Below are 12829 nucleotides of genomic sequence, written 5' to 3' on the forward strand. Positions count from 1 at the left end.
GTGCAATGACGTGATCACTGGGGCTGGTTGGTGGCGAAGCGCGCGCTGGGCTGCCAACGCAGCAGCCGGCGCTCCATGACGGCGAGAAGGGAATTCATCGCGACCACGATGACCATCATTACGATCAGGCCGGCCATGGTTCCGGTGGTGTTGTAGAGGCTGGTCTCCATCTGGATCTTCCAGCCGAGGCCAGCCGACGACGCGACGAATTCACCGATGATGGCGCCGATCAGCGCATAGGGAATGGAGAGCTTGACGCCGAGAAAGATGTGCGGCAGCGAGGCCGGCAGGATCACCTTGCGGAACAGTTCATTGGCGCTGGCGCCCATGACGAATGCGAGGTCGGTGAAACGTCGATCGACGCTCTTGATGCCGGCATAGGTGTTGTAAAAGATGACAAAAAACACCAGCGTGAAGACGAGAATGATCTTCGGCAGCATGTCGATGCCGAACCAGACAACGAACAGAGGCGCCAAGGCGACGCGCGGGATGCCGTTGATGGCGACGAGGAAGGGATCGAGTACATCCGACAAAAATTGCGATCGGCTGAGCACGATACCCGCCAGGAGGCCGAGTACCGTCCCGAGCGTAAAGCCCGCGATCATCGAACCGAATGTGAAGGAGAGCTGGTAGAAGAAATCGCCATGCACCACCCATTTGTAGATGTAGCCGGCGATCAGCGATGGCTTGGACACCCAGAATGCCGAGAACAGCGTGCCGGACGCATATTCCCAGAAGCCGAAGATTACGACAACGAGGGCGAGCCGCGCCAGGCTGATCCTGGATCGATAGGAGAGCGCACGGCGCCGGCTGTTCGGGCTGGTGACCGGAAGATCGATTGCTTCGCTCGACATCAATGCACCCCAGCCTGAACCTGGATCTCTTCGGCGAGTTCATCGCCGACTTTGCTCAACAGCTCCCGATAGGCCGCGTTCTCGTGGAGGTGGCGGATGTTGCGCGGGCGCGGAATGTCGATTGGATGCGATGACTTGATACGGCCCGGGCGGGCAGTTAGCACGACCAAGCGATCGCCGAGCGCGATGGCTTCGTGTAGGTCATGGGTGATGAAGATCACCGTCTTCTTCTCTTCCGCCCACAATTCGAGCAGCAGGTCCTGCAGCAGAAGCCGGGTCTGCGCGTCGAGCGGGCCGAACGGCTCGTCCATCACCAGAATGCGCGGCGAGAAGCACAGCGCGCGGATGATGTTGCCGCGCTGGCGCATGCCGCCCGACAATTCGTACGGATAAGCGTCGGCGAAATCCGCAAGCTGCACTTTTTCCAGATAGCGGGTGCTGATCCGGCGCCGTTCGTGGGCTGGAATTTTGCGCAATTCGAGGGGAAATTCGACATTCTCGCGCAAGGTGCGCCATGGATAGAGGTTGTCGTTCTGCATCACATAGCCGACGGTCTTGCGATCGACGGCCTTGGCGCCGTCGAGCGCGACCGTGCCGGCCGAAGGTGTCTCCAGACCGACCAGAATGTTCAGGAGAGTCGATTTGCCGCATCCGCTCGGGCCGACAATGGTGAGGAATTCGCCTTCCTTTACATCGAGCGATATGCCGTTGAGGGCGACGACCGAGCCGCGATCGCTGGAATACTTCTTGATGACGTCCGTGAAGGTGAGGACCGAAGGACGGTGACGCCCTTCGCCGAATGTCCGATCTAGTTCAAGGAGCTCTCTCACTGCGACGATCCTTCTGACGATCTCGGGGGTGGTTAGGACTGCAACGCAATCGCTTCCATCTCGATGTCGAATTCCCATGGCCATGCGCCAACCGTGCAGAAGGTGCGGGCCGGCGGATCGTTCGGGAAATATTCGGCATAGATGGCGTTGATGTCTTTGAAGTAGGCGCAGTTCACCGCGTAGATCGTGACCTTGAGCACCTGGTCCATCGACGAGCCGGCGACTTCGAGGGCGGCCTTGACGTTTTCGAGGCACTGCCGGGTCTGGACCAGGATGTCGCCGCGGACCAGTTCACCCGTCACGTGGTTGACCGGCGGCAGGCCAGACACGAAAACGAAGCCGTTGCCGCTGGTCACGGCCGACAGAGGGATCTTGCGATCACCGGCAATCGCTCCCGACAATTTGCCGACCACGTATGTCTGTTTACCCTTCATCAAAATCTCCTGCGCCGACGTAATGAACCAAAAGAAGACCAATGTGCTGCGTCGTGAACCATATTGGTGGAGCATGGACGGCGGTTGTCAAGGCCGTCGATTGTCGAAAATGTTGGCACTTATGCTTTTTTAGTGATCAAGAAACTGGTTGACGTGCCGGTCGATGGTTTGCATTATCCAGCGGAATCTGCCCAATCTGGGAAGATTGGCGCGTTAAGCGCCCAAAAGAGAACCAATATGCCGACCACGACGGACGACAATGTGCGCGACAGGGCGCGTGAAGCGGCGCGCGAGATTCGACGTTTTATCGAAGCCGGCATTGCGACGCAGGCCCTGAAGCCAGGCGACAAACTCCCGACCGAACGTGAGATCGCGGCGCGTTTCGTCGCGGCGCGCAACACGGTGCGCAAGACGCTGGACGGTCTCGAGCAGGAAGGCGTCATCGTCCGAGAAGTCGGTCGCGGGACATTCATCAGTGAGACATTGTCACTGGCACCCGTGGCAGGCGGCGCGACGCCGATGTCGGCCAATCTCGATCTCGTGCGGCAGACCAGCCCGCGCGACCTGATGGAATTCCGGCTGTCCCTCGAGCCGTCGATTGCCGAGCTCGCGGTCGCACGGGCAAGCGGCGCAGACATCGAGCAGATGCAGGCGGCCGTCGATCAGTCACGGGGCGCGAAAAGCCTGCAGCAGTTCGAGGATTGCGACGACGCTTTGCATTGTGCGATCGCTGCATCGACGCGCAACCCGCTGTTTTCGGCCTTTGCCGTCATCGTCACCCAGATCCGCAATCAGGGCGATTGGGGTGCGCTCAAGAAGAAGACGCTGACCGATCAGATGCGCGAAGTCCACACGATCGAACATGTGGACATCGTCGATGCGATCCGCCGGCGCGATGCCGCTGCCGCGCAGACCGCCATGAAAATTCATCTGCAGAACGTCAAGAAGATGATGTTTAAGGGCGAATAGACGCTCGACGACGTTTCTGCTTCAGCCATGCCTTCATCTCCCACATACGGATATGCGATGAAACTGGTCAGCTTTGGAATTGGCGCTCGGTCGTGCAAGGTCGGGATATTGACTGGAGACGAGGTGATCGATGTTGCAGCCGTGCTGCAGCATCATGGCGGAGATGGCGATTGCGCCCGCGACATGCGCGCGCTGATCAGTGCGTCCATCGAGGGCCGCCTGGACCTCAAAGCGATTGCGGAACGGGCCCCCGCCACCGCGATTCACGATCTCGCGGCGGTGCGCCTCGACGCGCCGATCATGCCATCGACGATCCTCTGTGCCGGCAGCAACTACCGCGCCCATAACAGTGAAAAGGCCAACACGCCGCTGTCCGGCAAGGAGCCGGAATTCTTCGTCAAGACGTCCGATTCGGTTGTCGGGCCGAATGGCGCGATCTTGTTCGACGCAGCGCTGACGCAGAAGCTCGATTGCGAGACCGAATTAGCCGTGGTGATTGGCAAGCCTGGCCGCCACATTCCCGTGAAATCCGCGCTGGACCACGTGTTCGGCTACACCATCGTCAATGACGTCACCGCGCGCGATCGCCAGGTGCGGACGGCCTCCAACGGCACCGTGTGGTACGAACTCGGCCGTGGCAAGGCGTTCGACACCAGTGCTCCGCTCGGCCCGGTGATCGTGACGGCAGATGAAATCCGCGATCCGCAGAGTCTGCAGATCTCGACACGCATCAATGGAGAATTGCGGCAGCACTCCGCGACCAGCGACATGATCTGGACCTGTGCCGACCTGATCCATTTCTTCTCGGTCAACTTCACGCTACGACCGGGTATGGTGATCATCACCGGGTCGCCTGCGGGAACGGCCTGGTCGGCCGATCGCGAACTCGGCGGCGTCTGGACCGGCGAGCAGGGGCTGGTTCGCGCGACGCGATATTGTCTGCCCGGTGATATCGTCGAATGCCATATCGACCGGATCGGCACGTTGAGAAATCACATTGAGGCGACCATCCGTCAGTAGTGGAAGATTCCCTAGTCTGCTCTTGGCGCAAAGCGGACATTTGGCGCGCATGTGCCAGTCGGCGAGCACCAGAGCCCTTAGTGGCCTTGTGCTCGCTCTTTTTATGCCCTCAACGACCACGGTCCCGTCACGGGCAATTTCGATACGGACGGACCTTCCCTGGTCGATGATCGCGGCGGAATGGCCGCCACATGCCATCGGGCATCGACATTGACGGTCGTAGAAATCACAAGGCCGCTGGTAATGCGATGGATGCTGCGCCGAGCCGGCTGATACAGGACGCGGCGACATTTAGCAGCTTCGCCGTGCCGCAATGGTGCCGGTGGCCATGACGGCACGAGCAAACGCGATCATTCAAAGCGTCAAACGATCGGCTGTCCGATGTTACTCCCTATGGCGGCAGGTTCTCAGTAGAACCAGCGGGCAGGCACCATCACGAGGCTTGGGAAGAGCACCATCAGAAACATGACGGCGAATTCCGCGGCCATGAATGGAAGCACGCCTTTGGTCACGGCATCCATGCTGACCTTGCCGACCCCTGCAACCGTATTCAAGACGACGCCAACGGGCGGTGTAATGAGGCCGATCGCGTTGTTGATCATGAACAGAACGCCAAAATAGACCGGATCGATCCCGGCCGCCTTGATCAGCGGCATGAGGACGGGGGTCAAAATAAGGATGGTCGGAGTCAGGTCCAAAGCGGTGCCGACGATCATCACCAACACCATGATGGCCAGCATCAGGAGTGTCGGCGAGCCGATCAGCGGTTCGAGCAGGGCAACGACTTCGCCGGGAATGTTTGCGACGGTGATCAGCCAGGCGCTAACCGCGGCGGCCGCCACCAGGAACATGACCACGGCGCTGGTCCGGACGGCCCGAACGAAGACGGGGTAAAGATCTGCGAAGCGCAACTCGCGATAGACCAGCGTCGAGATCAATAGGGCATAGAATGCCGCGACCACGCCTGCTTCCGTCGGAGTAAACACCCCCATCTTCAGTCCGACGATAATGATCACCGGCAGGACGAGAGCCCAAAGCGCTTCGCGGAATGCGCCAATCAGGTCGTTGAGTGGCCGACGTGGAGAAGGTTGAAAGTTCTCCCGCCTGGAGACCCACCACCAAGTGGTGCACAAGGTCATGGCCAACATAATACCCGGGAAGATCCCCGCCATGAACAGCCGCGAGATCGAGACGTTGGCCGCGACGCCGAAGACGACGTAACCGATGCTGGGCGGTACGACAGGCGCGATAATGCCGGCCGACGCGATCAGACCGGCGGATCGGGCCTTGTCATAGCCTGCGGCAACCATCATTGGCAGCAAAAGCGCGGATAGCGCGGCAGCATCGGCAACGGCCGAACCTGACAGCGCTGCCAGCAGTAGCGCGGCCACGATGGTGACGTAGCCGAGGCCGCCCCGGATGTGCCCGAAAGCGATCAAGGCCAGATTGACGATCCGGCGCGACAAGCCACCGGCGTTCATGACTTCGCCAGCGAGCAGGAAGAACGGAACGGCGAGCAGCGGATAGCTGTCGGCGCCATGAATAACGTTCTCGGCGAGGATCTGGGCATCGAACATGTCGAGGCGCCACATCAGGGCGGCACCGCAGACCAGAAGCGCGAATGCAATCGGAATGCCGAGCGCCATCGCGCCGATCAGCGATCCGACGAAGACGAGGATTGTCATGCTTCTTCCTCGGATTCCTTGATGATGGTGAGATCGCTGTCCTTTGTGCGTCCAGTGATCAGCCGGAAGAGATCGACCAGCAAGATGACGGCCGCGGAGACCGCAAAGACGACGCCGGCTGAGTAGAACCAGGCGAGAGAGGCACCGCTGGATGGGGCGCTGACATTCCAGTTCAGGCGGGTCTGTTCGAGCGCACCCTTGAAGATGAGCCAGCACACCAGCAGCATTAGGAGATAACCGACGACAAGGCACAGCTTTCGCCCGGACGCCCCGAGGCGACCGACGAGGAATTCCGTGCCGAGATGTCCGCGCTCCTTGAGGGCGACCACGCTGCCGAGAAACGTCACCCAAACGAACATCCAGCGCGAGACTTCTTCGGTGACCGTGATGCCGGAATTGAAGACATAGCGAAGCACCACGTTGCCGAAGACGAGAACGACCATCATCGCGAGCAGGGCGACGGTGATCACCTCCACGGCTTTGCAGTAATATGAGATCAGTCGCATCATGGCGCTCACGAAGCCTTATGGGTGGCGAGGTCGGTTTCGCTCAGGCTGTAGGCGAGGCGATACAGTCCCGATGTCGCGGATGGCTGAGCGCCCATGGTGGCGAAAGTCGCCTCGTTCATCACATTCGCATCGATGTCGGCGATCCTGTCCGCGTCGTATCCCGAGACGAGGATGATCCAGTCGGCCGCGGCATCCCCGCCACGGATGCTCTGTTCTGTCGTTTGCGCCATTCGGGGCGTTTCGGTCCGCAGCAGATGAGCGCCCGTCAGGCCCGGCGTTTCTGGGAGTTCTTTCATCAGCGCAACCAGTCCGCGCCGCAACTCATTATCTTGGCCCGGAATCGGAGACATCCGCTTGGTCAGCATCACGCGACCGATTCCGCCGCCAAAGCTGTCCATCACGTGACATTGGCTACGCACCATATCGCGATGATGCGGCATCATCTTCGTGGACCACGGCGTCGGCGCGTTCAGCCGGGCAAGATAGCCGGGCGAGGAGAGCGTGGCATAGTCGTCGAGTTCGTAGAGCACGAAGAAACCCGTGCCTCCCGTGAGGTCGGCCCAGCGCGATCCCCGGCGGAAGCCGGGGATGCCCATTCGTTCCGGGAAGTGTTCGTGCGAGTGCCAGTCCTCAAACTCAGTTCTCATTTCAGGAGCCATGTTCCACCACATGGCCACGGCGCCGAATCCAAGCAGTGACATCGAACGATCCTTAATTGGCGCGGAGACGAGCGAGTTGGTCGCTCACCTGCTTGGTCAGGCCATCACCAACTTCGGCGGCGAACTTGTCCACCACCGGCTTCACCGCTTCGCGCATCCGCTGGAGTTCGACGGCGGACACTTCGTTCACCTGCATCGCCTTGCGCAAGCGATCGATCGACTCCTTCTCCTGGCTCTGCAGAGCCTTCCGTTCTTCAGCTTTTGCTTCCTCGGCGGCAGACTGGATCACGGTGCGCTCATCCGGCGACAGCGAATCCCAGGTCTTCTTGCTCATCAGCAGCGGCATGCCGGTGTAGAGATGGCGGGTCAGCGAGAGATACTTCTGCACTTCCGCAAATTTTGCGGTCTCGATCACGGCGACCGGATTGTCCTGGCCGTCGATCGCGCGGGACTCCAGTGCGCCATACACTTCACCGAAGGTCATCGGCACCGGATTAGCGCCGAGCGCCTTGAACGTTTCGATATATATGGGCGATGCGATCACGCGGAGCTTGAGCCCTGCGATGTCTTCCGGCTTGGTGATTGGCCGCTTGCTGTTGGTGATGTTCCGGAAGCCGAGATCCCAGATGCCGAGGCCGACAACGCCCTGTTCTTCGAGTTTGCCGAGCAAGGATTTGGCGATTGGGCCATCGCTGAGCGCGTAGGCTTCCTTGAAATCCCGGAACAGGAACGGGAAGTCGAACACCATGAATTCCTTGTTCAAGCCGGCAAGGAGGCCGGTTGCCATGGTGGTAAAGTCGAGTGTTCCGCCGCGGATTGCCGACAGGTTTTGCGGGTCGCTACCGAGGACGGCGTTGGGAAACACATTGACCTTGAGCTTGCCGCCGCTCTTCGACGCGACGAGGTCGGCGAATTTCTGCGCGCCAATGCCCATCGGGTGGTCTTTGGCCAGGCTGAAGGCGAATTTCAGCGTGCGTTCCTGAGCGTGAGCGCAGATTGAGCTGAGCGACAAAGCGAGACCGGCGACGCAGGCAAGCGCATGCCGCCGCAAAATCGAATTTTTCATAATTCCTCCCCTGGCGCCGAGGGCGCTGGAACGCGCCTCCCGTTTTGCAACCGATCGCGTCGTTACCAGCCGAATATCCTATCGTCTATAATCTTTTGAATGGCATTCACAAAATGTACAACGTTCAAAAATTTGACGAAGGCGAAGAGGCTGGGTAGGTTCGCCCGCACAATCTCGGTGGGTGATGAGCGGTTCTCTCGAAAAGTCTTTGGCAGTACTGGAATATTTGTCGGCGCGGCCTGACGGCGCTTCGCTGGCGGCAATCGCCGATGACCTCGGTCAACTCCGCAGCGGATGCCATCGCACCCTGCAAGAGCTGGCCAAGTACGGTTACGTGCGGGCGCTGCCATTGAAGGGCGATTACGCCCTGACCACCAAGCTTGCTTCGCTCGGTCTCAGTTTCCTCAGCAAATCCGGGGTGCTCGATATCGCCCAGCCGATCATCGAGCGGCTCGCAAAAACAACTGAGGAGCTCGTTCGTCTCGCGATCGTAGACGGTGAGCGCCTGACGCTGGTCGCAAAGGCGCAGGGCGCCAAGTCCGGCCTCCTATACGATCCGGACATGGGCATCGAACTACGGCTCTCCTGCAGCGCTGCTGGCCATGCTTGGCTCATGACCCTGAAGGAAGACGAGGCGCTCGAGGCCGTGACCAGGCAGGGGTTCGGTCAGCCATCGAACTTCGGACCAAAGGCCCCAACCACGGTCAAGGCGCTCCTTGCCATGCTCCAGCAGAGTCGGAAGCGTGGTTACAGCATGCTTCGCGACGTCTATGCGCCAGGCATGAGCTCGATGGCGGCGCCTGTCCAACTCGGCGGAGAGAAGGCGAGGGGCGTCGTCATTATCGCCGGGCCCTCACAGCGTTTGACCGAAGAACGCATGCTGGAATTCGGGGGCGCCATTCGCGAGGCAGCGTCTGAATTGGCTCAGGCTGGAAACGCGTCGCCGCTTCTCAAATCAGCGCATCTCGGCACGTGGGGTAATGTCCTCACATAGGGGTCTTATCTAAGCGCGCTTGCGGTTCGATGTCTTGGTCGTCAGCGCGTCCTTCGAAGCTGTCGGCGTAAGCCAGTCGGAATTCTTCAATGCATGTTCGACGCAGCCCTGAATATGCGCGTGGAGCAGGGCCCGGGCCTTCTTTGCGTCCCGAGCGAGGGCCGCGTTCATCAGTTCCTTGTGCTGTTCGGCGGCAATTTCACCGCGAAACACAACCGCCAGCATCTGATAGCGCAGATACTTGTCGTAGGCGGCCGCCAACGCATCCAGCAGGACGCGCGATCCGCAGGCCGCCGTCAGTGCACGGTGGAATTGCCAGTCGCATTGCTTCCAGAACTCCGTCTGCGCCTTCTCGCCCGCCAGCATCGCCCGCTCCATGGCCGATAGCTTGTGGTGAGCCGACACAACGAGGGCTTCCCAGTCGAGATCGCCTGCCTTGAAGGATTGCTCGATGGCATATCCCTCCAGCAGTTCACGCAATTCCGCGACCTGCTGGAATTCGGCGGCGCTGATCGGCGAGACTTCGAAACCACGCTGACCTTCTGCGACCACGAAACCCTCCGAACCAAGGCGGTTCAGTGTCTCCCGCAAGGTGCTGATGCTCGTGCCATAGGCCGTGCTCATTTTCTCGAGCTTCAACTTTTGGCCCGGAAGCAAATTGCCGAAGATCACGTCATTGCGGATCCGGCGATAGGCATGGTCACCGACCGTCTCGGCTGAGCGGTCTGCGTTCGTGGAATCCTGCATTGGGGTCCTCATTGGCCCCCCTCTATATCAGCCGACACGACATCCGTAAATCGTATGCTAAAATCAAAAATATCGGTTGATTTTTACTTCATCCTACATCACGTTCCTCTCCAACAAGCAAAATATCAATCGGGGAGAGCAAAATGGTCATGTTTCCGAAGGTTGCCTTTGGCGTCGCCGCCTTCGCCGCGCTGGCGGCAATCTCGAAGCCGGTCTCGGCACAGGTGCAGGAACGCACAATCCGCTGGGGCCATCTCAACAACACCGACCATCCCGTCAGTAAGGGCGTTCAGAAATTCACCGAGCTCGTCGCCGCAAAGAGCGGCGGGAAGTTGAAGGTCCGCGAGTATCCGGCAAATCAGCTCGGATCGGAGATGCAGCAGCAGTCCGCGTTGCGGGCAGGGACGCAAGAAATGCAGTCGCCTGCGACCACGTCGCTGGTCGGCATCGTGAAGGACTATGGCCTGATCGACTTCCCGTTCATCGTCTCGACTCCAAAGCAGGCCGATGCGTTGCTTGATGGTCCGCTCGGCTCGGCACTCCTTGCCAAACTGCCCGAGAAGGGCCTGGTCGGGCTCGGCTACTGGGATCTGGGCTTCCGGAACGTCACCAATAGCCGCCGTGCAATAACGAAAGGCGAGGACCTTGACGGCATCAAGCTCCGTGTGATTCCGAACCCTGTCTATCTCGAGACTTTCAAGGCGTTCAACGCCAATCCAGTGCCGATGAGCTTCTCTGAGCTCTACACAGCGCTTGAGACCCGCACTGTTGATGGCCAGGAAAACCCGTTCTCGGTGATCCTGTCGAACAAGTTCTACGAGGTGCAAAAATATCTCAGCGTCACCAACCACACCTATTCGACTAACATCATTCTGGTCAGCAAGGTGTTCTGGGACAAGCTCTCCAAGGAAGAGCAGGCGATCCTGCAGGACGCTGCTAACGAGGCGCGTGATTATCAGCGTAAGGTCAGTCGCGAGCAGGCGCAGGCCGCGATTGCCGAACTGAAGAGCAAAGGCATGGAGATCAACGAGATCGCGCCCGCTGAACTCGCGAAGATGCGCGAGAAAACGAAGCCTATCGCGCAGAAATTTTCGGCTGAGTACGATCCGGCCATCGTCAAGCTCTTCAACAGCGAACTCGATCGTATCCAGAAGGATTGAGCGGACCTCAGAACCGCGACTTATCCCGGGGAAATCCAGTGACCGTCCAGCCTGCATCGCTCACCAGCAGGATCGTCGAAGCCTATTATTGGACCATTAAAATCGTCATGGCCGTCCTGTTGGCGGCCATGGTGGTGCTGGTCTTCGGCAACGTCGTTCTGCGCTATCTGTTCAACTCCGGGATTGCCGTCTCCGAAGAAGTGTCGCGCTGGCTCTTCGTCTGGATGGTGTTTTTAGGAGCCATCGTTGGCTTGCGTGAACATGCTCATCTCGGGGTCGATAGTCTGGTCAAGATGCTGTCGCCGCTGGGCCGGAAGGTGTGCTTCGTGGCGAGCCACGGGCTCATGCTATATGCCGCAATCCTCCTGACCGAGGGCGCGTGGAAGCAGTCGCTGCTCAACTGGGACACGACCGCTCCGGCGTCGGGACTGCCAGTCGGATTGTTCTATGCATCGGGCCTGGTTTTTGGCGTCGCCGCAATCCCGATCCTTCTCCACGACCTGTATCGCCTTTTCACGGGTCAGTTGGCGAACGCGGACCTCATCTCTGTCAGCGAGTCCGAGGAACATCCGCCGATCGCTACGATCAAGGGCAGCGAGAGCGAACGCCGATGACCATCAGCATCTTTATATTTTCGCTGCTCGGCGCCATGGCAATCGGGATGCCGATTGCATTCGCTTTGATCATTTGCGGTGTCGCGTTAATGACGTCGCTAGACATCTACGACTCCCAGATCATCGCTCAGAACGTGATCAATGGCGTCGATTCCTTCCCGCTGATGGCGGTGCCGTTTTTCATCCTCGCCGGCGAGATAATGAATGTCGGCGGCCTTGCGCGGCGCATCCTGAATTTTGCCATCGCGCTGGTCGGGCATCTCCGCGGCGGACTCGGCTACGTGGCCATCCTGACGTCCTGCATTCTGGCATCGCTGTCCGGATCAGCCGTCGCCGATGCCGCGGCGCTCGGTGCGCTGCTGGTGCCAATGATGGTGGCCGCTGGGCACAATCGGGCATCCGCTGCGGGTCTTGTCGCCGCGGGCGGCATTATCGCGCCGATCATCCCGCCCTCGATCGGCTTCGTCATCTTTGGCGTTGCCGGGGGCGTGTCGATTTCGAAGCTGTTCCTTGCAGGTGTCTTCCCCGGTCTGATGCTGGGCGTGAGCCTCTGCTTCGCCTGGTGGTGGGTGGCCCGCAACGAGAATTCGGTCAGCCCGCCGCGCCAGAGCCTTGCACAGATCTTCCGCGCTCTGATCGACGGCTTCTGGGCCCTGATGCTACCGATGATCATCGTGGTCGGCCTGCGTTTCGGCATCTTCACGCCGACGGAGGCTGCGGTGGTCGTCGCGGTCTATTCGTTCATCGTCGCGACATTCGTCTATCGAGAACTGAAGCTGTCGCAACTGATGCAGATCCTCATCAGTTCGGCGCAAATCACCGCCGTCGTCATGTTCCTGGTCGCGGCTGCGCTGGTGTCATCGTGGCTGATTACGGTCGCCGAGATCTCTTCGCAGATCGTCGAATTGGCCCGGCCCTTTATGGGCAATCAGACCCTGTTGATGATCGTGCTGATGATCATCGTCGTCATCGTCGGCACCGCACTCGACATGACGCCGACCATTCTCATCCTGACGCCGGTGCTGATGCCGATTGTGAAGGCTGCCGGGATCGATCCGGTCTATTTCGGCGTGCTGTTCATCATCAACAATGCCATCGGGTTGATCACGCCGCCCGTGGGCGTCGTGCTCAACGTAGTGTGCGGCGTGGCCAAGGTCAGCATGGACGAAATTATGCGGGGCGTTTGGCCGTTCATGATAGCCCAACTGGTCGTGCTGGCTCTGCTGACCCTGTTTCCCTCACTTGTTCTGGTGCCCGCGAAGTGGCTCGGTGGTTGACGAAAGGACCT

The 12829-nt window shown here is 59.7% G+C and carries 14 protein-coding genes; 6 read left to right on the plus strand and 8 right to left on the minus strand.

All coding sequences use genetic code 11. From position 1 onward, the window contains the following. Window positions 1–14 precede the first annotated feature (14 nt). The 3 genes from AC1RQ5_RS28295 to AC1RQ5_RS28305 are packed head-to-tail and all read right to left on the minus strand — an operon-like array spanning window position 15 to window position 2118. Window positions 15–854: an ABC transporter permease gene (locus AC1RQ5_RS28295; RefSeq protein WP_493203959.1), complete on the minus strand. Its 840-nt coding sequence runs from the start codon at window positions 852–854 to the stop codon at window positions 15–17. Beyond that, window positions 854–1684, minus strand: a complete 831-nt coding sequence (locus tag AC1RQ5_RS28300) for an ABC transporter ATP-binding protein (RefSeq protein ID WP_493203961.1) — start codon at window positions 1682–1684, stop codon at window positions 854–856. Before AC1RQ5_RS28300 ends, AC1RQ5_RS28295 begins: the two co-directional genes overlap by 1 nt. Before the next feature lie 32 nt (window positions 1685–1716). After that, window positions 1717–2118, minus strand: coding sequence for a RidA family protein (locus AC1RQ5_RS28305; protein ID WP_493203963.1), 402 nt, complete (start codon window positions 2116–2118; stop codon window positions 1717–1719). A 237-nt stretch (window positions 2119–2355) separates the two neighbouring features. On the opposite strand from AC1RQ5_RS28305, the gene AC1RQ5_RS28310 reads away from it, so the two are divergent. Beyond that, window positions 2356–3087, plus strand: a complete 732-nt coding sequence (locus AC1RQ5_RS28310) for a FadR/GntR family transcriptional regulator (RefSeq protein WP_493203965.1) — start codon at window positions 2356–2358, stop codon at window positions 3085–3087. A gap of 123 nt (window positions 3088–3210) precedes the next feature. Further along, window positions 3211–4107: a fumarylacetoacetate hydrolase family protein gene (locus AC1RQ5_RS28315; protein ID WP_493203967.1), complete on the plus strand. Its 897-nt coding sequence runs from the start codon at window positions 3211–3213 to the stop codon at window positions 4105–4107. Window positions 4108–4514: 407 nt separating this feature from the next. Here the strand turns inward: AC1RQ5_RS28315 and AC1RQ5_RS28320 are convergent, their stop codons facing one another. From AC1RQ5_RS28320 to AC1RQ5_RS28335, 4 genes are read right to left on the minus strand one after another with little or no spacing between them, the layout of a single operon-like run. Continuing rightward, on the minus strand, window positions 4515–5792 hold the full coding sequence (locus tag AC1RQ5_RS28320) for a TRAP transporter large permease subunit (RefSeq protein ID WP_493203969.1): 1278 nt from the start codon (window positions 5790–5792) through the stop codon (window positions 4515–4517). Continuing rightward, a complete protein-coding gene (locus tag AC1RQ5_RS28325; RefSeq protein ID WP_493203971.1) occupies window positions 5789–6301 on the minus strand; it encodes a TRAP transporter small permease in 513 nt (170 codons plus the stop codon). The genes AC1RQ5_RS28320 and AC1RQ5_RS28325 overlap by 4 nt, the downstream gene beginning before the upstream one ends. A gap of 5 nt (window positions 6302–6306) precedes the next feature. Further along, window positions 6307–7002 (minus strand): hypothetical protein, encoded by a 696-nt coding sequence (locus tag AC1RQ5_RS28330; protein WP_493203972.1) that lies wholly within the window; start codon window positions 7000–7002, stop codon window positions 6307–6309. A 10-nt stretch (window positions 7003–7012) separates the two neighbouring features. Next, entirely contained in the window at window positions 7013–8026 is a 1014-nt protein-coding gene (locus tag AC1RQ5_RS28335) for a TRAP transporter substrate-binding protein (RefSeq protein ID WP_493203973.1), read from the minus strand. Between the two features lie 184 nt (window positions 8027–8210). On the opposite strand from AC1RQ5_RS28335, the gene AC1RQ5_RS28340 reads away from it, so the two are divergent. Then, entirely contained in the window at window positions 8211–9020 is an 810-nt protein-coding gene (locus AC1RQ5_RS28340; RefSeq protein ID WP_493203975.1) for an IclR family transcriptional regulator, read from the plus strand. Between the two features lie 9 nt (window positions 9021–9029). On the opposite strand, the gene AC1RQ5_RS28345 is transcribed toward AC1RQ5_RS28340, so the two are convergent. Then, window positions 9030–9767, minus strand: a complete 738-nt coding sequence (locus AC1RQ5_RS28345; protein ID WP_493203977.1) for a GntR family transcriptional regulator — start codon at window positions 9765–9767, stop codon at window positions 9030–9032. 143 nt (window positions 9768–9910) lie between these two features. Here AC1RQ5_RS28345 and AC1RQ5_RS28350 point away from each other — a divergent pair, with 143 nt between their 5' ends. The 3 genes from AC1RQ5_RS28350 (at window position 9911) to AC1RQ5_RS28360 (ending at window position 12818) form a co-directional block, all read left to right on the plus strand. Further along, window positions 9911–10927, plus strand: a complete 1017-nt coding sequence (locus tag AC1RQ5_RS28350) for a TRAP transporter substrate-binding protein (protein ID WP_493203979.1) — start codon at window positions 9911–9913, stop codon at window positions 10925–10927. A gap of 107 nt (window positions 10928–11034) precedes the next feature. Continuing rightward, a complete protein-coding gene (locus AC1RQ5_RS28355; protein WP_493204528.1) occupies window positions 11035–11541 on the plus strand; it encodes a TRAP transporter small permease in 507 nt (168 codons plus the stop codon). Continuing rightward, window positions 11538–12818 (plus strand): TRAP transporter large permease subunit, encoded by a 1281-nt coding sequence (locus tag AC1RQ5_RS28360; protein WP_493203981.1) that lies wholly within the window; start codon window positions 11538–11540, stop codon window positions 12816–12818. Before AC1RQ5_RS28355 ends, AC1RQ5_RS28360 begins: the two co-directional genes overlap by 4 nt. The last annotated feature ends 11 nt before the right edge of the window (window positions 12819–12829 follow it).

It is taken from the genome of Tardiphaga sp. GW821-FHT12E02 (assembly GCF_058807155.1).

Coding starts and splice junctions, on each gene's coding strand:
- AC1RQ5_RS28295 (WP_493203959.1), bottom strand. CDS start 854: ATGTCGAGCGAAGCAATCGATCTTCCGGTCACCAGCCCGAACAGCCGG.
- AC1RQ5_RS28305 (WP_493203963.1), bottom strand. CDS start 2,118: ATGAAGGGTAAACAGACATACGTGGTCGGCAAATTGTCGGGAGCGATT.
- AC1RQ5_RS28310 (WP_493203965.1), top strand. CDS start 2,356: ATGCCGACCACGACGGACGACAATGTGCGCGACAGGGCGCGTGAAGCG.
- AC1RQ5_RS28320 (WP_493203969.1), bottom strand. CDS start 5,792: ATGACAATCCTCGTCTTCGTCGGATCGCTGATCGGCGCGATGGCGCTC.
- AC1RQ5_RS28325 (WP_493203971.1), bottom strand. CDS start 6,301: ATGATGCGACTGATCTCATATTACTGCAAAGCCGTGGAGGTGATCACC.
- AC1RQ5_RS28330 (WP_493203972.1), bottom strand. CDS start 7,002: ATGTCACTGCTTGGATTCGGCGCCGTGGCCATGTGGTGGAACATGGCT.
- AC1RQ5_RS28335 (WP_493203973.1), bottom strand. CDS start 8,026: ATGAAAAATTCGATTTTGCGGCGGCATGCGCTTGCCTGCGTCGCCGGT.
- AC1RQ5_RS28340 (WP_493203975.1), top strand. CDS start 8,211: ATGAGCGGTTCTCTCGAAAAGTCTTTGGCAGTACTGGAATATTTGTCG.
- AC1RQ5_RS28345 (WP_493203977.1), bottom strand. CDS start 9,767: ATGCAGGATTCCACGAACGCAGACCGCTCAGCCGAGACGGTCGGTGAC.
- AC1RQ5_RS28350 (WP_493203979.1), top strand. CDS start 9,911: ATGGTCATGTTTCCGAAGGTTGCCTTTGGCGTCGCCGCCTTCGCCGCG.
- AC1RQ5_RS28355 (WP_493204528.1), top strand. CDS start 11,035: ATGGCCGTCCTGTTGGCGGCCATGGTGGTGCTGGTCTTCGGCAACGTC.
- AC1RQ5_RS28360 (WP_493203981.1), top strand. CDS start 11,538: ATGACCATCAGCATCTTTATATTTTCGCTGCTCGGCGCCATGGCAATC.